Raw genomic sequence first — 18,905 nt, forward strand, 5'->3', positions numbered from 1 at the left:
CTTATTGGGCTATAATAACGTATAGAAGGTATAGCTTTTTCAATAGAAAGGAGAAAAATATGAAAAAATTTTTTCTTAGTTTTGTTGTATATGCATTAGCCGAACTGGCGTTATTAATAGTTATTGGTCAAAATATTGGTGTTTTCAATACATTATTGCTTGTTGTCGCAACGACTATCATTGGCATTTATATAGCGAAAAATAAAGGTATCAATTCAGTAAAAAACGTAAAACATATGGTTGCGCGAGGAGAAGCCCCTGGACCAGCATTAGTGGATGCAATGTTGAATTTTAGTGGCGGTGTGCTTTTAGCATTGCCAGGTTTTATAACAGATATAATTGGTTTATTAATGCTACTTCCAGTGACACGTAAATTGTTCCAACCACTTGTATTTTATTGGATGCGTAAAAAAATGAAAAAAGGTCAATTTATTATCGTTCAAAAATAGACTTTTCTTTCAGCTTAACAGCTAAAAATAAAAAAATTGGGCTGAGTAAAATACCGTAAAAACCAAATAATAAGATAGAGGCAGCGCTGATGAAAAACGTATGAAACGTTCGTAATTGCAACGTATTTGACCAAAGCATAGATTCAGCGAGCTGCCTTGTTAATTGAACAAACAAATACAAAAGTAAAATCGCACCACATAAAAAGGTATTGCCATTGAAATAGAAGTAAATGCTCATTGGTACAAGAAAGACGCCGATACCAAAGAAGGGTAGTACATCTGCAAATGCTACAATGAATGCTTTAATAATGGCTTGTTCAAATTGAAATATCATAAAGCCCGCGCAAAGTATAAGTAGTGTTATCGTAAATAATTGAAATTCTACGAATACAAAGTAATGAAAAAGTTGCATCACTTTCGAAAAATGAGATTGCCATTGATTTCTATATTTTTTTGGGACATATTGAAAGAACCAGTATCGAGATTTTCTTGTTTCGATTAATGCAAAATAATATGCTACAAGGAATATAAAAACTTCAATGACGTGCTTCATAAATATTTGAAATAAATTTGCAGTATAAACGACGATAGAATCGAAAATAGACATTGATTTTTCTTGCAAAAACTGTATAAATATGGATTCGTACTCAGTGAACAATGGAAAGTTTTGAAGTGTGTCACGTATTTCAGGAAAGATGAGAATAATACTGTTTATTGAGATGACTATGAGGAGAACTATACAAGAAAGTATCAATATTTCTACGATAATAGCGGCAATCCAGTAATTGATTTTAAAGTATTTATGAAGGAAATTTATTATAGGATATGTTGTAAATGATAAAAATATAGCAAGAGATACAGGTAAAACGAACCAAAGAATCGCTAAATAAAAAACAAATAATAAAACATTAATAGTTCTTTCGTATGAAAAATATTTAATATTCCTCAATTTAACAAATTCACCCCAATTCAAATGAAAATATATTGTCAAAATATACAAAATACCCTCTTTAGTACGCTTATATAGTCGCTCGTCCGACTTTTTCTTAATTTGAAGGTTTTTCATTCACAAAGCTGTCAAAAATGATTATAATAACAATGTAAGCGATTTACTTAATGGTTCATGTGAGCAAAAACGTAAATGCTAAGGTTGAAAAAGCGTTTACAACAAAAATTATTAGTATGAGGGAGCGATAATTTATGTCAGCAACAAAAGGATTAGAAGGTATCGTAGCAGCGGAATCTAAAATCAGTTCAATTATCGATGACACACTTACATATGTTGGTTACAACATTGATGATTTAGCAGATAACGCATCATTTGAAGAGGTAATTTACCTACTTTGGCATACTCGTTTACCTAAAGCGGACGAGCTTGCTGAATTAAAACAACAATTGGCAGACAACATGGCTATTCCACAAGCAATTGTAGACCAATTCAAAACTTACCCACTTTCAACTGTACATCCAATGGCTGCACTTCGTACGGCAGTATCTTTACTTGGTGTATTCGATGAAGAAGCGGATGTTATGGATCCAGAAGCTAACTACCGTAAAGCAATTCGTCTACAAGCTAAAATTGCAACTGTTGTTACTGCATTTGCACGTGTACGTAAAGGTTTAGAGCCAATCCAACCTAAAGCAGAACTTAGCTATGCAGCAAACTTCCTATATATGTTAAAAGGTGAAGAGCCAGCACCAATCGAAGTAGAAGCATTCGATAAAGCGTTAGTATTACATGCTGACCATGAATTAAATGCATCAACATTTACTGCACGTGTATGTGTAGCTACATTATCAGATGTTTATTCTGGTGTAACTGCAGCTATCGGCGCATTAAAAGGACCACTTCACGGTGGTGCAAATGAGCAAGTTATGAAGATGTTAACTGAAATTGGTTCTCTTGAAAACGTTGAATCTTACATTCAAAATAAATTAGATAACAAAGAAAAAATCATGGGCTTCGGTCACCGCGTATACCGCAAAGGCGACCCACGTGCACCACACTTACGTGTAATGTCACAAAAATTAACTGAACTAACTGGTAAACCAGAGCTTTACGAAATGTCAGTTAAAATCCATGACATGATTGTTGAACAAAAGAAATTACCTGCAAACGTAGACTTCTTCTCTGCATCAGTGTACGATTCTTTAGGCATCGATCATGACTTATTCACACCAATCTTTGCAGTTTCACGTACTTCTGGTTGGGTAGCACATATTCTTGAGCAATATGCTAACAACCGCCTGATCCGTCCACGTGCTGAGTATGTTGGACCAGGTATGCAAAAATATGTTCCAATCAGCGAGCGCTAATTTGGAAAATATGCTAGAATATTTGGGACTGTGTTACCTATAACACAGTCCTATGATTATGAATTTAGGAGGCAACAACAATGTCAAACAAAATTGTAGTTGAAAACGGCGTACTTAATGTACCAAACAATCCAGTAATCCCATTCATCGAAGGTGATGGAATCGGTCCAGATATTTGGGCAGCAGCATCTCGCGTAATTGACGCAGCTGTAGAAAAAGCTTATAACGGTGAAAAGAAAATCGAATGGTTAGAAGTTCTAGCTGGTGAAAAAGCATTCAACCAAACTGGTGAATGGTTACCACAAGAAACTTTAGATAAAATTAACGAATACCTAATTGCAATTAAAGGTCCTCTTACTACTCCAATCGGTGGTGGTATCCGCTCTCTAAACGTAGCATTACGTCAACAACTTGATTTATATGTTTGCCTACGTCCAGTACGTCACTTTGATGGAGTACCTTCTCCAGTTAAACGCCCAGAAGACGTTGATATGGTTATCTTCCGCGAAAACACAGAAGACATCTATGCTGGTATCGAATTCGAATCAGGCTCTGAACAAGCTAAAAAAATCATCAACTTCTTACAATCAGAATTTGGTGTAAATCAAATCCGTTTCCCAGAAACTTCAGGTATCGGTGTAAAACCAGTATCTAAAGAAGGTACTGAGCGTTTAGTTCGTTCTGCTATCGAATATGCAATTAAACATAACCGTCCATCTGTGACACTAGTTCACAAAGGAAACATCATGAAATTCACTGAAGGTGGATTCAAAAAATGGGGTTATGAATTAGCTGAAACTGAATTTGCTGATCAAACATTCACTTGGAACCAATATGATGCAATCAAAGCTGACCAAGGTGAAGAAGCAGCAAACAAAGCACAATCTGAAGCTTTAGCAGCTGGCAAAATCTTAGTAAAAGATTCTATCGCTGATATCTTCTTACAACAAATCTTAACTCGTCCAACTGAGTTCGATGTAGTAGCTACAATGAACTTAAACGGTGACTATATTTCTGATGCATTAGCTGCACAAGTTGGTGGTATCGGTATTGCTCCAGGTGCGAACATTAACTACGTAACTGGTCACGCAATCTTCGAAGCTACTCACGGTACAGCTCCAAAATATGCTGGTCAAGATAAAGTAAACCCATCTTCAGTATTACTTTCAGGTGTATTAATGCTTGAACACTTAGGATGGCAAGAAGCAGCTGACATGATCACTAAATCTGTTGAGAATACAATCTCTTCAAAAGTTGTAACTTATGACTTCGCTCGTTTAATGGACGGCGCTAAAGAAGTGAAATGTTCAGAATTCGCTAACGAACTAATTAAAAACCTATAATTTTTACGAATCTGTAAAAATTATCACTGTAACAATCCAGCGTGATTAACAGATATTTGTTTATTGTAAAATTGGTTTGCTACAGTAATATTAGTACCTGGTTTAATGGAGGGAGAGAGAATTTATTCTCCTCCCTTTTTTAGCATACAACCTAAAAAAGGAGCGTATTCAAATGACTTTGAAACGTAAAAAAATCTCAGTAATCGGTGGCGGATTCACCGGCGCTACTGCAGCATTTTTAGCAGCACAAAAGGAACTTGGCGATGTTGTATTAGTAGATATTCCACAAGCTGAAAACCCAACAAAAGGTAAAGCTTTAGACATGTGGGAAGCTGCTCCAATACAAGGTTTTGATTCTTTTGTTAAAGGTACTTCTAACTATGCAGACACTGCAGATTCTGATGTAGTAATTATTACTGCGGGTATTGCCCGTAAACCTGGCATGAGCCGTGACGACTTAGTTCAAATTAACCAAGGTGTTATGAAAACTGTTTCAAAAGAAATCGCCGCTCATTCGCCAAATGCAACCATTATCGTATTAACAAACCCTGTTGATGCAATGACTTACACAGTATTCAAAGAAACAGGTTTCCCTAAAAATCGAGTAATCGGTCAATCTGGTGTACTTGATACTGCTCGTTTCTGCGCTTTCGTTGCGGAAGAGCTAAACATCTCTGTAAAAGACATCACTGGTTTTGTATTAGGTGGTCATGGTGACACAATGGTACCACTTACTCGTTATTCATTTGCTGGCGGTATTCCTTTAGAAACGTTAATCGCCCCAGAGCGTTTAGAAGCAATCGTTGACCGTACGCGCAATGGTGGTGCAGAAATCGTGAACTTACTTGGAAATGGTTCTGCCTATTATGCTCCAGCAGCAGCACTTATTGAAATGGCTGAAGCAATTATTAAAGATCAAAAGCGTATCCTACCATCAATCGCATACTTAGAAGGTGAATATGGGTACAACGATATTTATTTAGGAGTCCCAACATTACTAGGTGCTAATGGTATCGAAAAAATCTTTGAGCTTGAATTAACTGACAAAGAAAAGGCAGCATTGGATAACTCTGCTGAAGCCGTAAAAGCAGTGATGAAAGTTTTAGCTTAATAAAAGCTTATGAAATCGAGTAGGAATCATTCTTACTCGATTTTTTTATTGTACATAAAGAAACTGTCAAAACAGCCTCTATTATTCTTCATAATATGCATACACATAAAATGGTTATTCTGCTTTTCATTGTACTTTTAGAATAAAATTGATACTATGAAGGTAGTATGATAGAAAAGGGGTTGGCGTATCTTTGCTTCAAAAGAACAGTAAGCTTGGTCTCACTATTGATGAAATTACAGTCGGCGAGAAGATTCATATTACTGAAAAAATAGAAGATAAGGATTTATTGCTTTATTTAGGACTTACAAATGATAATAATCCGCTTTACATTCAACATGATTATGCAGCAATGACGCCTTTTAAAAAGCCGATTGTACCAACTATTATGTTAAATGGTATTATTACGTCAGCTGTGTCGAAGTATATTCCAGGACCTGGTGCGCGTATTATAGAACAACATTTAACCTATTTAGGGCCACTCTATCATTATGAATTATTCGATACGCTTTTAGAGGTAACAGCAGTAAATAAAGTACAGAATACCATTACTGTTTCTGTGCTCTCCTATAATGAACAAAAGCAGCTTGTAATTGAAGGTACATTGCTGGTGACACCACCACTGGCATTATAGCGAGCGTCTTGAGATTTGAAATGGGGGTTTCAAATCACTAACGGAGGCAATACACATGACAAAAACTATTTTAGTTGTAGAAGATGAATTTTCTATTGCGACCTTATTAAAATATAACTTAGAGCAAGCTGGCTATTTAGTTGAAACAGCAGTAGACGGATTAGAAGGGTTAAATAAAGCAATGGAAATACAGCCTGATTTAATCCTTTTAGACTTAATGCTTCCTAAGCTGGATGGCATGGAAGTTTGTAAACAAATTCGTCAACAACGCATGAATACACCAATCATTATGCTAACGGCAAAAGATGATGAGTTCGATAAGGTGCTTGGTTTGGAGCTAGGGGCAGATGATTATATGACAAAACCCTTTAGTCCACGGGAAGTTTTAGCACGTGTCAAAGCAGTCTTAAGAAGATTTACACAAAATGTTGTAATAGAGGATAAGGATGAGCCTCAAGAAAAAATGTATGAGTTTGGTCAACTGCGTGTATTTCCTGAGCGATTTGAAGTATTTTTACAAGAAGAAGCACTTGAATTTACACCGAAGGAATTTGAGCTACTCATTTATTTACTAGAAAATAAAAACCGTGTATTAACTCGTGATCAGTTATTGAGTGCTGTTTGGAAATATGATTTTGCAGGCGATACTCGTATTGTGGATGTGCATATTAGTCACCTCCGCGATAAAATTGAAGAAAATAGTCGTAAACCGATGTTTATTAAAACAATTCGTGGTCTTGGCTATAAATTTGAGGAGCCGAAAACTTCATGAAATCAATGAGCAACCGCTTATTCTTGACATTCATGCTCTCGCTCGGATCAATTCTTGCTGTCCTAATGATTGTTATAGGTCAGCTTTTTCCTGTTTATGTAGAACAATACAATGATCGATCGAGTTCCTATAGTCAAGAAGCAATGGAAAAAGTACTTGATGAACGGCAAATTTCCTTATCTGAGGAAGATAAGAAAGCATTATTTGCAGCTCAAACAATCGAAATGAAGGACTCACTGCTGTCATATGTACGTGCTCGGCTTTATGGTGTGTTAGCGATATTATTTACAATTACGCTTATATTAATTGCTATTGTAAGCCGCTATATGATTCGGAATTTCACCGCACCGATTGATAATGTGACCGAAACGGCACTTGAATTGGCAAAAGGAAATTATCGTGCCCGTGCACACGAAAATGAGCATGAGCGCATGATACCACTGAGTCACTCTATCAATATTTTAGCGCGTAATTTACAGGATATTACGACGATAAGAGAGGTAGAGGAAGAAAGGCTAAAAACACTAATTGAAAACATGGGCAGCTCACTTATGATGATTGGTCGTGAAGGCAACATATCAATCGTCAATCGAGTGTTTTTAGAACGTTTTGGAATGCAACTGGAGCATGTGCAAGGAAAAGTCTTCCGCACGATTGGTTTACCGAAAACGCTTGAGCAATTTATTGACCATGTGTTTTTAACGGAAATGCCATATCGACAACAAATAAAGATGGAAGTACAACAAGAGCTATACAATAAAGAAGTATATGGTGCACCAGTAATTGGTGATCACGGACGATGGCTAGGCGTTGTCATTGTCATGCATGATATTACGGAGCTTGTTCGACTTGAGCAAATTCGTAAAGATTTTGTAGCCAATGTATCGCATGAACTACGTACACCGATTACATCGATTAAAGGCTTTTCTGAAACATTACTGGATGGTGCCTATAAAGATGAAAAGATGCTGCTATCTTTTTTAGAAATTATGCATAAAGAGAGCAATCGTCTACAAATGCTCATCCAAGATTTATTAGAGCTGTCTAAAATTGAACAACACGGATTCACTGTAAATATTATGCCAATGGGCTTGCAGGATGTTCTTATACGTGGTGCAGAATTAACAGGTCCGCGGCTCGATGAAAAAAATATGAGCTTTCAAGTGGATATTGCCCGTGATGTAGAAGTAATGGGGGATGCCAATCGGGTTATTCAAATTGTTACGAATCTAATTACAAACGCGATTACGTATTCACCTGAAAATACAACAGTAACGATTCGCTTGAAGGAAAATGACACATATGGAATTATTGAAATTGAAGATGAAGGTATCGGCATAGAAAAGAATGAAATTGCACGCGTCTTTGAACGTTTTTATCGTGTCGATCGTGCACGTAGCAGAAATTCTGGTGGAACTGGGTTAGGGCTAGCCATTGTGAAGCATCTAGTGGAGGCTCATCATGGACGGATTCAGGTAGAAAGTAAAGTTGGCGTTGGCACAAAGATGATTGTAATGATTCCAAAAAAATTAACAAATTCTTTACAATAATAATATATAAGATTCAAAATAGAGGGCTATACTATTTTATAGAAACCCCCTATTTTGTATGATAAGATGAAAATAATTTTGAAATCTAACTATGCTTGTATGAAGATTTTTTATGGTTACTACTTAGCTTCACCACAGAAAGAATCTATTTCCTATTTTGGGGAAATGGATTCTTTTCTGTTTTACACATCGTTGATTTAGGTGTAAAGTATAGTAGCATAAAAAATTGAGAGAAGGTTGACCATGAAAATCGTCAAAAGTTTCGTGCAAATTGGCTATCTTTATATAGTGTTATTTATAGGAAATAGTATTGCGCGTTTACTTCACTTGCCGATTCCAGGTAGTATAATTGGGCTTGTTTTATTATTTTTACTATTACAGTTTCATCTTATTAAACTAGAATGGATCGAGTTAGGGGCAGGATTATTACTTAGTGAATTGTTATTGTTTTTCATTCCTTCAGCGATAGGCGTCATTGATTATGATGCGCTAATTGGTATACAAGGCATGAAAGTTGTAGTTGTTATTGTAGTAAGTGCATTCGTCGTGATGTTAGTGACGGGTTTTACTGCACAGTGGTTAGAGAGAAAGAAGGGTGACACTGTATGAGTATAGTTATTGCTGTCATCAGTTTACTAGGAACCATTGCTATTTTTTATGCTTGCAAAGCATTCTATCAAAAGTTTCCTAAAGAATGGCTTACTCCGATATTGATTAGCCCATTAATTATTATTGTATTGTTACTATTAACCGATACATCTTATGCGTCATATAATGCAGGGGCAAATATTTTGTCCAATTTATTAGGGCCTGCAACAGTTGCATTCGCTGTACCGATTTATAAAAATTTTAATCTATTAAAAAAACATGCTTTTGAAATTATTTTTAGCATTGCTGTCGGGTCGGCTGTTGCAATTGCTTCATCATTTATCATTGCACGCGTTGTTGGACTAAATGATGAACTTGTTCATAGCTTAGTGCCACGTTCGGTCACTACTCCTATTGCGATGGATATTTCCAATATGATAGGAGGGTCACCTACTCTTACAGCTGTTTTTGTTATGACAACTGGTATATTAGGTAGTTTGATTGCTCCAATCGTTATTCGAATATGTCGTTTCCAAAAGCCATCTGCAAGAGGCTTAATGCTTGGGATGGGTGCTCACGGCACTGGTACATCAAAAGCATTTGAATTAGGAGAACTAGAAGGTACCTTTGCTAGTTTAGCGATGATTGTAGCTGCCCTAATAAGTATTGTTTTATCAACAACATTTTTCCCAGTATTAGAACACCTAGTTATGAATATCCTGTTGCCTTAATGGCGACAGGATTTTTTCTTTTTATAAGTGCCAGGCACGCAAACAATTCTGAAATTTTCAGTAGGGTTACCCAAGTAAAAATCCACGAAGACTCCTGCGGGAACGCACAAAACGTAAGCCACAACAAACCACGCGACAGCGAGAGTTGTGGCTTACGTGTGTGCCCACGGAAAGCGAAGTGGATTTTTACAATTTAGAAGCCGCCATTATGTAGGTATCCATGCTAAGTACCAGGCACTCAAACAATTTCCGTGCTAGTCAGACTCCTGTGTGCCCGCGAAAAGCGTCCGCACGCAACAGAAATCACCGGCAGTATTTTTTCTTTGTCTATAGTCTGAGTTTACTTTATGAAATTATTTTGAATCTTTTTAAAAGCTATACCGTATACAATAGTACTAAGCAAAAGGGAGGAACAGACATGAGTGTGAAAAAGACACTAATGATGGTGGGACTTGGGATATTCGGCATTGTAGCACTTATCGCTGTATTTACTTCGTGGTACACAGTCGATGAATCGGAGCAAGCTGTTGTTATAACATTTGGTCGTGCTGATGAGATGGTCACAAATCCAGGCTTACATTTTAAATTACCTTGGCCCGTACAATCAGTTGAGATTTTATCGAGAGAAACATTCAGTTTACAGTTTGGTTATAAGCAAAATAAAGAAGGCGAATTGGAAGCCTTTGATGCAGAAACGAAAATGATTACAGGTGATGAATATATTGTTCTAACAGATCTTGTTGTTCAATGGAAAATTACAGATCCTCGTAAGTACTTATTTAATGCACAAAATCCAGAAGAAATTTTACATAGCGCTACATCAAGCGCGATCCGCTCCATAATTGGTAGTTCGACTATTGATGCTGCGCTAACAGATGGAAAAGCAGATATTGAAGCAAAAACAAGAGAATTACTTGTTTCACTCATAGACAAATATGATATTGGAATTGGTGTATTAGGTGTTAAATTGCAGGATGTAGAATTACCGAATGCAGAGGTACGTGCAGCATTTACAGCCGTAACAGACGCACGTGAGACAAAAAATACAAAAACGAATGAAGCTCAAAAATACAAAAACCAACGAATTAGTGAAGCGAATGGTGAAAAAGATGCGATTATTTCAAAAGCAAATGGTGCAAAAACAGCACGTATTGAACAAGCACATGGGGATGTAGCAGTTTTCAATAAAATGTATGAGCAATACAAAGGTAATCAACAAATTACACGCGAACGTTTAATTTTAGAAACTCTTGAAAATGTGTTACCTAAGGCACAAATTTATATTATGAACGATGATGGTAGTACGATGAAGTATTTACCACTACAGGCGTTACAACCAACTACACAACAACAAGCACCAACACAACAACAAGCACAAACAGAGCAACAATCAACGCCAGAGAAAAAAGAAGGGAGCGGTAATTAATGGACCAGAAAAATAAAGATCTTGAAAAATTTCTAAGTTTTTTATCGGGGAAATCAAAAAATACTGCTTCTAGTGATGGAGACAAGGTAATTAAGATGTCAAAAAAGGGCCCATTAAATCCTAAAAAGTACATTTCTCTTGTTGTAACATTAACGATTGTTTTTGCTGTTGCGGTTATTCTCTTTGCTAATGTGTATATTGTAAAAGAATCTGAATATGCAGTAGTTCGACAGTTCGGTGAAGTTGTAAAGTTTGAACGTGATCCAGGCTTGAAAATGAAGGTGCCTTTTATTCAAACCGTGACAACACTTCCGAAAAATCAATTAACTTATAATATTTCAGAGGAAGAAATTAATACAAAGGATAAAAAACGTATCATAATTGATAACTATGCTGTGTGGCGTATTACAGATCCGAAAGCGCTTATCTCCAATGCTGGAACGCTAACGAAGGCGGAATCTAGGATGGCGGAGTTTATTTATTCGGTTATTCGAACAGAGCTTGGTCAACTAAGATACGATGAAATCATTAATGATGAAAACTCTTCACGAGGCAGTTTAAATGACCGTGTGACAGCACGTGTGAATGAACTATTACTAAACGATAAGTACGGTATTGAAGTAGTAGATGTGCGCATTCGTCGAACAGACTTGCCAGCAGAAAACGAGCAGTCTGTATTTACGCGCATGGTTTCTGAACGTCAATCTACTGCACAGCTATATTTATCAGAAGGTGATGCGGATAAACGCCGTATTGAAGCACAAACAGATAGAGAAGTGCAAGAAATGCTAGCAACAGCCAACAAAGAAGCGTCATTAATTCAAGCGGAAGGAGAAGCGGAGGCAGCGAAAATTTACAATGGTTCATTTTCGAAAGATCCTGAATTTTATTCACTATACCGCACATTAGAATCATATAAGAAAACAGTTGGTGAAGATACGGTCATCATATTGCCTTCAACTTCACCATATGCAAAGCTATTATCAGGCTATATAGAGTAATATTGTAATCCTTGCAGGGGTTTAATACATTAGTTGATGGTAGTGGAGGTGGTGACCCTTGCGGAAAGCACCCCCATAGTAGACTTCAACTGTTAGCAAAAAAAAGTGTTAGATTGACGGCCGTCATTCTAACACTTTTTCTCTTTTGTTCCGTTTAAAGTGCCTGGCACCAAAACAAAGAAAATAATGCAAACAAATAATTGGTGGTGTTATAGATTGCTATTTTCTGATAAAATGATGATGTTTAGAAATGACAAATGGGGGTAATAGCTGTGAAATTATATTTTAGCACGTGGCTCCAAAATTTAGGGATTGCTTGTAGTATTGCATCGCTTTTTACACTTTTCTTCCGTATAACTGATTTTGCATGGGTGACGAAAAGTGTTTATTATATTCCGGTATTTTTTGTAATTTTGTTTTTATTAAGTTTAGTCATTGCAGAGGATGTACGAAAAGTTTTCAAAAAAATGTTCTGGTACGAGAAACGTAAAGAAAAACGTCCAATATGGCAAGTTGGAATTGGCTTTATTTTCTTCTTATCACAAATCGGTGTGATTATGGTATTTAGTACAGGGCTAACACATTTAACGCTAGGTGGAATGCCTTTATTTTTCGTTATTGCTTTTATGAATGCCTTCATGATGACAGTTATTTATGAGGAAATATTCCACCGTAAAGAAAGAGTTAATAATGTAAGTCAATAATAGTAGGTGAGTCGATTGCAATTTGCAATTGACTTTTTTTATGGATTTAGCAGAAAATACACATGAATTTTTTATCTGATATGCGTCCTATGATTGGTAAAAAGTTTACTTTCCCGATAAAGTAGAGGAAAGAGCATTTTCAAACATACGTTTTCGTTTTACAATTAAAAGAACGACGACTTCAGGAGGATAATAAAATGACTAAGGAAAAATTACTATTACTAGACGGTAATAGTTTAGCTTACCGTGCATTTTTTGCGTTGCCATTACTAACGAATGATAGCGGTATTCATACGAATGCTGTGTACGGCTTTACAACAATGTTGCAAAGAATTTTAGAGGAAGAGCAACCGACGAAGATGCTCGTTGCTTTTGATGCAGGTAAAACGACGTTCCGTCACGATACATTTACAGAATATAAAGGTGGCCGCCAAAAAACGCCACCAGAACTATCAGAGCAGTTTCCTTATATTCGTAAACTTATCGATGCTTATGGGATTAAGCGTTATGAACTTGAAATGTACGAAGCCGACGATATTATAGGAACATTAGCAAAAGAAGCTGCACAACAGGATATGGAAGTAATTATCGTGTCAGGAGATCGCGACCTTACACAGCTGGCAACAGAGAAGGTAACAGTGTACATTACGAAAAAAGGTATTACTGAAATTGAAAAAAATACGCCCGCATTTATTGAAGAAAAGTATGGTTTAACACCTCTTCAAATTATAGATATGAAGGGTCTCATGGGGGACGCTTCAGATAATATTCCTGGGGTACCTGGTGTTGGAGAAAAGACAGCTGTTAAATTGCTAAAAGAGCATGGTTCAGTTGAGGCATTATATGAAGCAATGGATACGCTAAAAGCTTCAAAGATGAAAGAAAAGCTAGTTGCAAATGAAGAACAGGCACTTATGAGTAAAAAGCTTGCTACAATTTTTACAGAGGCGCCAATTGAAGTAACTTTTAATGACCTTGCATACAGTGGGCCAAATGAAGAAGAGTTAATTAGTGTGTGGCAAGAGCTTGGCTTCAAATCACTACTTGAAAAAAGTGATTTTTCTGTGGAAGAAGAACAACGTGCTCCATTTGACTTTGACATTATACAAGAGGTAAAGCCAGAGCAATTAAAGGATGTCATGGCGATACATTTAGAGTTAGAGGACGAGCATTATCATACATGTCAGCAGTTAGGTATCGCATTAACTGATGGTACTGATACGTTTTATGTGCCATTCGATGTGGTCTCTACATCAGATGAACTTCGTTGTTGGCTAGAGGATGCAACTAAAACTAAATATATTTCAGATACGAAGGCAGCACAGGCAGCGTTGAAACGAGTAGGCATTCATTTAGCAGGTGTCGAGTTTGACCTATTGCTAGCTTCTTATATCAATAATCCGGCACTTAGCGGTGATGATGTGGCTACACTAGCAAAAGACCTTGGATATCGTGAAGTGCAAGCTAATGAGGCGGTCTATGGAAAAGGAGCAAAACGTGCTATTCCTGCTATCGAAATTTTAGCTGAACATGCAAGTCGAAAAGTGTTTGCTGTGTGGGAATTACAACCTAAGCTAGAGGCATTGCTAAAGGAAAATGAACAGTTTGACTTGTATAAAAACCTAGAACTACCATTGGCTTCGATTTTAAGCGAGATGGAAAGCGAAGGCATCACAGTGAATCGTTCAACACTTGAAACGATGGGGCAAGAGTTGAGTAATAAGCTAGTCGTTATTGAGCAGGAAATTTATGCTGAAGCAGGAGAAGCGTTTAATATTAATTCACCAAAGCAGTTAGGCGTTATACTTTTCGATAAGCTTGGGTTGCCAGTCATTAAAAAAACGAAAACAGGTTATTCCACAGCGGCTGATGTGTTGGAAAAATTAAAGCCTGAACATGCCATTATCGAGCATATTTTATTGTACCGTCAGCTTGGTAAGTTACAATCTACTTACATTGAAGGTTTGCTAAAAGAAATTCATGAAGCGGACAGTAAAGTGCATACACGCTTCCAGCAAGCACTAACGTCAACGGGACGTCTAAGTTCAACAGATCCTAATCTACAAAATATTCCTATACGCTTAGAGGAAGGTCGTAAAATACGTCAGGCATTTGTGCCATCACAAGAAGATTGGATTCTTTTCTCGGCTGACTATTCACAAATCGAATTGCGTGTCTTAGCGCATATGTCTGAGGATAAAAACTTAGTGGAAGCTTTCCGCGAAGGCATGGATGTTCATACACGTACAGCTATGGATGTTTTCCATGTTACTGCAGAAGAAGTTGATAGCAATATGCGTAGGGCTGCTAAAGCAGTTAACTTTGGGATTGTTTATGGAATTAGTGACTATGGTTTATCACAAAATTTAGATATTACACGTAAGGAAGCAGCTATTTTTATTGAGAAATATTTTGCCAGCTTCCCAGGTGTTAAAAAATATATGGATGAAATTGTACAAGATGCGAAGTTTAATGGTTATGTCACAACGCTATTAAATCGCCGTCGTTATTTACCGGATATTACAAGTTCGAATTTCAATTTACGTAGTTTTGCGGAGCGTACAGCGATGAATACACCAATTCAAGGAAGTGCTGCAGACATTATTAAAAAAGCAATGATAGATATGGATGCACGCTTGAAAAAGGAAAACATGCAAGCAAAGCTTCTTCTACAGGTACACGATGAATTAATTTTTGAAGCACCTAGGGAAGAAATTGCATTACTAGAAAAAATCGTGCCAGAAGTAATGGAAAATGCCATTGAACTAAATGTTCCTTTGAAAGTGGACTTTGACTTTGGGGCAACATGGTACGATGCAAAGTAAGGAGGGGTTACAATGCCTGAATTACCAGAGGTAGAAGGTGTCGTACAGGCATTAAAGCCAGAAATTGAAGGTCGCACAATAAAGCAGGTACAGCTTTCAGAAGTTATTCGCTTTTCTTATGATGAAGGAAAGCAATGTATAGTGAAGCAAGCTGAGCCGGATGCATTTGAGATGGCATTATCTCAAATGAAGATTACGAAAATTGAGCGTCGTGCAAAATATATATTTTTTCATTTGATGAAAGAGGAATTGTCCTATGTTTTGGTCAGTCATTTAGGCATGACAGGTGCATGGTTTATTGTGGACACTCCTGAAGATATCAATGAGGAAAAATTTAAAAAGCATATTCATGCGACTTTTCAAATGGCTGACGGCGGCTATTTAATATACTCTGATATTCGTCGTTTTGGTGAGCTGCGGTTTTTAACGAAAATAGAAGATCATGCACCACTAACAAAAATGGCGCCTGAACCGTTTGATGAGGCTGCGAGCGATTATTTTATAGCTAAATCATTGCTACCGAAATATGAGAAAAAGGCTGTTAAAGAAGTTATTATGGACGGACAAGTTATCTCGGGCTGTGGCAATATATATGCCACAGAGGCGCTGTTTGCACAAAAAATTCACCCTGCCCGCAAAATGAACCGCATAAGTGAAAAGCGTAAACGTGCACTTTTTGATGCAATTGTTGCCGTTCTGCGTCAAAGCATTGAAGCAGGAGGTTCGACAATTTCGGATTATCGAAATATTAACGGTGAAGCAGGGAGCATGCAAAACCGATTACAAATGTATGGAAAGAAAATATGCCCTGTGTGTGGTACAGAGACGAGTCAAATGACAATTGGTGGACGTACATCTGTATTTTGTCCAAATTGTCAACATTAAAGGGGAATTAATTATGATTATCGGACTAACAGGAAGTATTGCGAGTGGCAAAAGTACAGTCGCAAAAATGATGACAGCACTTGGTTTACCGATTGTCGATGCAGATGTTGTTGCACGTGATGTGGTAAAACCAGGAACGGAAACGTTAGCGCTCATTGTTCAAAATTTTGGCGAAGATATTTTGCTTGATGACGGCAATCTAAATCGTCCAAAGCTTGGGGATATTATTTTCCATGAGCCTGCGAAACGAAAAATTTTAAATGATATTATGCATCCTGCTATTCGTCAGGAAATGCTCCATCAACGTGATGCATATTTAGAGGCAGGACAAAAACATGTCGTGATGGATATTCCATTACTGTTCGAAAGCAAATTGCAGCATTTTGTTGAGCGCATACTTGTAGTTTCAGTTAGCGAAGAGGTGCAGCTTCGACGATTAATGGAGCGCAATCAATTATCAAAAGAAGATGCGCTAGCACGCATGCATTCGCAGTTACCGATGTCTGTGAAAGAAAAAAGTGCACATGCTGTCATTTATAACAATGAAAATTTACAGCAAACAGAAGAGCAGTTAATTAAGATTCTTACTCATTGGGGCGTACTTTAGAAAAGTGCGGGATAATAGTACTGTCAAAGGCATCAAGAAGTTTACTCTTGATGTCTCTTGTTATTTTTTTAGTCTTTTTAGAATTGAAATGTCATTCAACTACCCAATTGAACATCCTATTTGATCAAATCCCCTTTATAAAGATGTTTTTCATATCTGTATAATCGTTTTTTTAAGTTAGCAAAACACGATTTACGTTGTTTAGTTGATTGGAGCGGAGGGCAGGCGACTCCTGCGGGAACGCACAAAACGTAAGACGCAACAGACCGCGCGTAGCGAGGGTTGCGGCTTACGGTGTGCCCGCGGAAAGCGCCTGCCCAGAGCGGAAATCAACGGTAATAGCCAAAGGCATTCTTTTGCGCAGCGATAATTGCTGCGCATTTTTTTGCTTTTATGCGAAATAATAAGGATGAAGTACTGAATTTTTTCATTTCTAAAAAGGTTCTATTTTTCAGAAAATAAGAACTTTTTTATTATGGATATATAATGTTCATCTTTTTTGAAATTGTGTTATACTAATTAGCATAAAGCATCATAAAGTATATAATGAATATGAGTATGCACTCACAGGAGGATTTTATAATGACAGTCTCAGTTGCTATTAACGGTTTCGGACGTATCGGACGTATGGTATTCCGCCAAGCGATCGTACAGGAAGGTTTAAATATTGTTGCAATTAATGCAAGCTACCCAGCAGAAACGTTAGCACATTTGATTAAGTATGACACAAATCACGGAACATTCGAAGGTACGATTGAACCAGCGGGCGATGCTTTAATTGTAAATGGTAAACATGTCCAAATTATTAGCGAACGTGATCCATTAAAATTACCATGGGCTACAATGGGTGTAGATATTGTAATTGAAGCAACTGGTAAATTCAATGATCGTGAGAAAGCAGCTATGCATCTTGAAGCAGGCGCAAAAAAAGTTATCTTAACAGCACCAGGTAAAAACGAGGATGTTACAATTGTTTTAGGTGTAAACGATGAAAAGCTTGATGTTGAAAAACATGACGTAATTTCAAATGCTTCTTGTACAACAAACTGCTTAGCACCAGTAGCAAAAGTGTTAAATGATACATTTGGTATCGAAAGCGGTTTAATGACAACAGTTCACGCATATACAAATGACCAAAAAAACTTAGATAATCCACATAAAGATTTACGTCGTGCGCGCGGTTGTGCACAATCTATTATTCCAACTTCAACAGGTGCTGCAAAAGCATTAAAATTAGTGTTACCTGAATTGGAAGGTAAAATTCACGGTATGGCACTTCGTGTTCCAACACCAAATGTATCATTAGTAGACCTTGTTGTAGATTTAAATACTGATGTTACAGTAGATTCTGTCAATGCTGCATTTGTGAAAGCTGCAACTGAGGGGCCAATGAAAGGCATTTTAAACTTCTCAATCGAGCCGCTTGTATCTATTGATTACAACACAACAACTTTCTCATCGACAGTTGATGGTCTTTCCACAATGGTAATGGGAAATCGTAAAGTGAAAGTACTTGCTTGGTACGACAACGAGTGGGGCTATTCTGCACGTGTTGTAGACCTAGTGAAAAAAGTTGCAAAAGCATTAGAAACAGTTAGCGCTTAATGAAGTCTTAGCACATTGAAATCTTAATGGTTTCAATGTGCTTTTTTTTTATAAGCATACTATTTGACTCTAAAGTGTAAAAATCCACTGCGCTTTTCGAGGGCACGATGTAAGTCGCCATCTGTTGCTGCTTATATTGCATGCGTTCAGACAGTAGTGTGCATGAACTTTTTATTTGGGAACGAATTAGCAATTGCAAAAGCAATTTTTTGTTGTTTTCGTCTTATTCAAGACGCTTCTAGTACGTTGTTTGCTTAAAAGAAAATGAGGGAAAATGTACACTGTTCTAGGTCTGAAAGCATCTGCCATACTCCGGTTGGATGAATGAGCTTTTCTTACTTGTAGGAAATTTGTTATA

17 protein-coding genes are annotated in these 18,905 nt (G+C 37.1%); 16 read left to right on the forward strand and 1 reads right to left on the reverse strand.

Annotated elements, in window-relative coordinates:
- Positions 1 to 59 precede the first annotated feature (59 nt).
- Positions 60 to 449, forward strand: coding sequence for an FxsA family protein (locus tag ACIQXW_RS15610; RefSeq protein ID WP_172772408.1), 390 nt, complete (start codon positions 60 to 62; stop codon positions 447 to 449).
- On the opposite strand, the gene ACIQXW_RS15615 is transcribed toward ACIQXW_RS15610, so the two are convergent.
- On the reverse strand, positions 433 to 1,515 hold the full coding sequence (locus ACIQXW_RS15615; RefSeq protein WP_402763615.1) for an AI-2E family transporter: 1,083 nt from the start codon (positions 1,513 to 1,515) through the stop codon (positions 433 to 435). The genes ACIQXW_RS15610 and ACIQXW_RS15615 overlap by 17 nt on opposite strands.
- Positions 1,516 to 1,649: 134 nt before the next feature.
- Here ACIQXW_RS15615 and citZ point away from each other — a divergent pair, with 134 nt between their 5' ends.
- From citZ to ACIQXW_RS15690, 15 genes are all read left to right on the forward strand, one after another.
- Entirely contained in the window at positions 1,650 to 2,765 is a 1,116-nt protein-coding gene (gene citZ, locus ACIQXW_RS15620) for a citrate synthase (protein WP_401020687.1), read from the forward strand.
- 80 nt (positions 2,766 to 2,845) lie between these two features.
- Positions 2,846 to 4,108 (forward strand): NADP-dependent isocitrate dehydrogenase, encoded by a 1,263-nt coding sequence (icd, locus tag ACIQXW_RS15625; protein WP_340823079.1) that lies wholly within the window; start codon positions 2,846 to 2,848, stop codon positions 4,106 to 4,108.
- A 172-nt stretch (positions 4,109 to 4,280) separates the two neighbouring features.
- On the forward strand, positions 4,281 to 5,219 hold the full coding sequence (gene mdh / locus ACIQXW_RS15630) for a malate dehydrogenase (protein WP_401020684.1): 939 nt from the start codon (positions 4,281 to 4,283) through the stop codon (positions 5,217 to 5,219).
- Between the two features lie 193 nt (positions 5,220 to 5,412).
- A complete protein-coding gene (locus ACIQXW_RS15635; protein WP_340823081.1) occupies positions 5,413 to 5,853 on the forward strand; it encodes a MaoC/PaaZ C-terminal domain-containing protein in 441 nt (146 codons plus the stop codon).
- A gap of 55 nt (positions 5,854 to 5,908) precedes the next feature.
- Positions 5,909 to 6,625: a response regulator transcription factor gene (locus ACIQXW_RS15640; RefSeq protein ID WP_402763618.1), complete on the forward strand. Its 717-nt coding sequence runs from the start codon at positions 5,909 to 5,911 to the stop codon at positions 6,623 to 6,625.
- Positions 6,622 to 8,175, forward strand: a complete 1,554-nt coding sequence (pnpS, locus tag ACIQXW_RS15645) for a two-component system histidine kinase PnpS (RefSeq protein WP_401020681.1) — start codon at positions 6,622 to 6,624, stop codon at positions 8,173 to 8,175. The genes ACIQXW_RS15640 and pnpS overlap by 4 nt, the downstream gene beginning before the upstream one ends.
- Before the next feature lie 243 nt (positions 8,176 to 8,418).
- A complete protein-coding gene (locus tag ACIQXW_RS15650) occupies positions 8,419 to 8,784 on the forward strand; it encodes a CidA/LrgA family holin-like protein (RefSeq protein ID WP_340823086.1) in 366 nt (121 codons plus the stop codon).
- The gene (locus tag ACIQXW_RS15655) at positions 8,781 to 9,494 is read left to right on the forward strand and encodes an LrgB family protein (protein ID WP_340823087.1); all 714 of its coding nucleotides are present in this window, start codon (positions 8,781 to 8,783) and stop codon (positions 9,492 to 9,494) included. The genes ACIQXW_RS15650 and ACIQXW_RS15655 overlap by 4 nt, the downstream gene beginning before the upstream one ends.
- Positions 9,495 to 9,912: 418 nt before the next feature.
- Positions 9,913 to 10,920, forward strand: a complete 1,008-nt coding sequence (gene hflK / locus ACIQXW_RS15660; protein WP_401020678.1) for an FtsH protease activity modulator HflK — start codon at positions 9,913 to 9,915, stop codon at positions 10,918 to 10,920.
- Complete coding sequence (gene hflC, locus ACIQXW_RS15665) at positions 10,920 to 11,921, forward strand: protease modulator HflC (RefSeq protein WP_402763623.1); 1,002 nt, start codon at positions 10,920 to 10,922, stop codon at positions 11,919 to 11,921. The genes hflK and hflC overlap by 1 nt, the downstream gene beginning before the upstream one ends.
- Before the next feature lie 272 nt (positions 11,922 to 12,193).
- Entirely contained in the window at positions 12,194 to 12,625 is a 432-nt protein-coding gene (locus tag ACIQXW_RS15670; protein ID WP_402763626.1) for a DNA polymerase I, read from the forward strand.
- A gap of 197 nt (positions 12,626 to 12,822) precedes the next feature.
- Positions 12,823 to 15,450 (forward strand): DNA polymerase I, encoded by a 2,628-nt coding sequence (polA, locus tag ACIQXW_RS15675; RefSeq protein WP_402763629.1) that lies wholly within the window; start codon positions 12,823 to 12,825, stop codon positions 15,448 to 15,450.
- A gap of 12 nt (positions 15,451 to 15,462) precedes the next feature.
- On the forward strand, positions 15,463 to 16,335 hold the full coding sequence (mutM, locus tag ACIQXW_RS15680) for a bifunctional DNA-formamidopyrimidine glycosylase/DNA-(apurinic or apyrimidinic site) lyase (protein ID WP_402763632.1): 873 nt from the start codon (positions 15,463 to 15,465) through the stop codon (positions 16,333 to 16,335).
- Between the two features lie 13 nt (positions 16,336 to 16,348).
- Positions 16,349 to 16,942, forward strand: coding sequence for a dephospho-CoA kinase (gene coaE / locus ACIQXW_RS15685; protein ID WP_340823095.1), 594 nt, complete (start codon positions 16,349 to 16,351; stop codon positions 16,940 to 16,942).
- Between the two features lie 582 nt (positions 16,943 to 17,524).
- A complete protein-coding gene (locus ACIQXW_RS15690; protein WP_340823097.1) occupies positions 17,525 to 18,547 on the forward strand; it encodes a glyceraldehyde-3-phosphate dehydrogenase in 1,023 nt (340 codons plus the stop codon).
- Positions 18,548 to 18,905 lie beyond the last annotated feature (358 nt).

Origin of the sequence: Lysinibacillus sp. NPDC097162 (assembly GCF_044762185.1) — a bacterium.
Lineage (GTDB): Bacteria > Bacillota > Bacilli > Bacillales_A > Planococcaceae > Lysinibacillus.

What these genes read in the sequence shown, in the direction of transcription:
- ACIQXW_RS15610 (WP_172772408.1), top strand. Translation starts at nt 60, where the DNA reads ATGAAAAAATTTTTTCTTAGTTTTGTTGTATATGCATTAGCCGAACTG.
- ACIQXW_RS15615 (WP_402763615.1), bottom strand. Translation starts at nt 1,515, where the DNA reads ATGAAAAACCTTCAAATTAAGAAAAAGTCGGACGAGCGACTATATAAG.
- citZ (WP_401020687.1), top strand. Translation starts at nt 1,650, where the DNA reads ATGTCAGCAACAAAAGGATTAGAAGGTATCGTAGCAGCGGAATCTAAA.
- icd (WP_340823079.1), top strand. Translation starts at nt 2,846, where the DNA reads ATGTCAAACAAAATTGTAGTTGAAAACGGCGTACTTAATGTACCAAAC.
- mdh (WP_401020684.1), top strand. Translation starts at nt 4,281, where the DNA reads ATGACTTTGAAACGTAAAAAAATCTCAGTAATCGGTGGCGGATTCACC.
- ACIQXW_RS15640 (WP_402763618.1), top strand. Translation starts at nt 5,909, where the DNA reads ATGACAAAAACTATTTTAGTTGTAGAAGATGAATTTTCTATTGCGACC.
- pnpS (WP_401020681.1), top strand. Translation starts at nt 6,622, where the DNA reads ATGAAATCAATGAGCAACCGCTTATTCTTGACATTCATGCTCTCGCTC.
- ACIQXW_RS15650 (WP_340823086.1), top strand. Translation starts at nt 8,419, where the DNA reads ATGAAAATCGTCAAAAGTTTCGTGCAAATTGGCTATCTTTATATAGTG.
- ACIQXW_RS15655 (WP_340823087.1), top strand. Translation starts at nt 8,781, where the DNA reads ATGAGTATAGTTATTGCTGTCATCAGTTTACTAGGAACCATTGCTATT.
- hflK (WP_401020678.1), top strand. Translation starts at nt 9,913, where the DNA reads ATGAGTGTGAAAAAGACACTAATGATGGTGGGACTTGGGATATTCGGC.
- hflC (WP_402763623.1), top strand. Translation starts at nt 10,920, where the DNA reads ATGGACCAGAAAAATAAAGATCTTGAAAAATTTCTAAGTTTTTTATCG.
- polA (WP_402763629.1), top strand. Translation starts at nt 12,823, where the DNA reads ATGACTAAGGAAAAATTACTATTACTAGACGGTAATAGTTTAGCTTAC.
- mutM (WP_402763632.1), top strand. Translation starts at nt 15,463, where the DNA reads ATGCCTGAATTACCAGAGGTAGAAGGTGTCGTACAGGCATTAAAGCCA.
- coaE (WP_340823095.1), top strand. Translation starts at nt 16,349, where the DNA reads ATGATTATCGGACTAACAGGAAGTATTGCGAGTGGCAAAAGTACAGTC.
- ACIQXW_RS15690 (WP_340823097.1), top strand. Translation starts at nt 17,525, where the DNA reads ATGACAGTCTCAGTTGCTATTAACGGTTTCGGACGTATCGGACGTATG.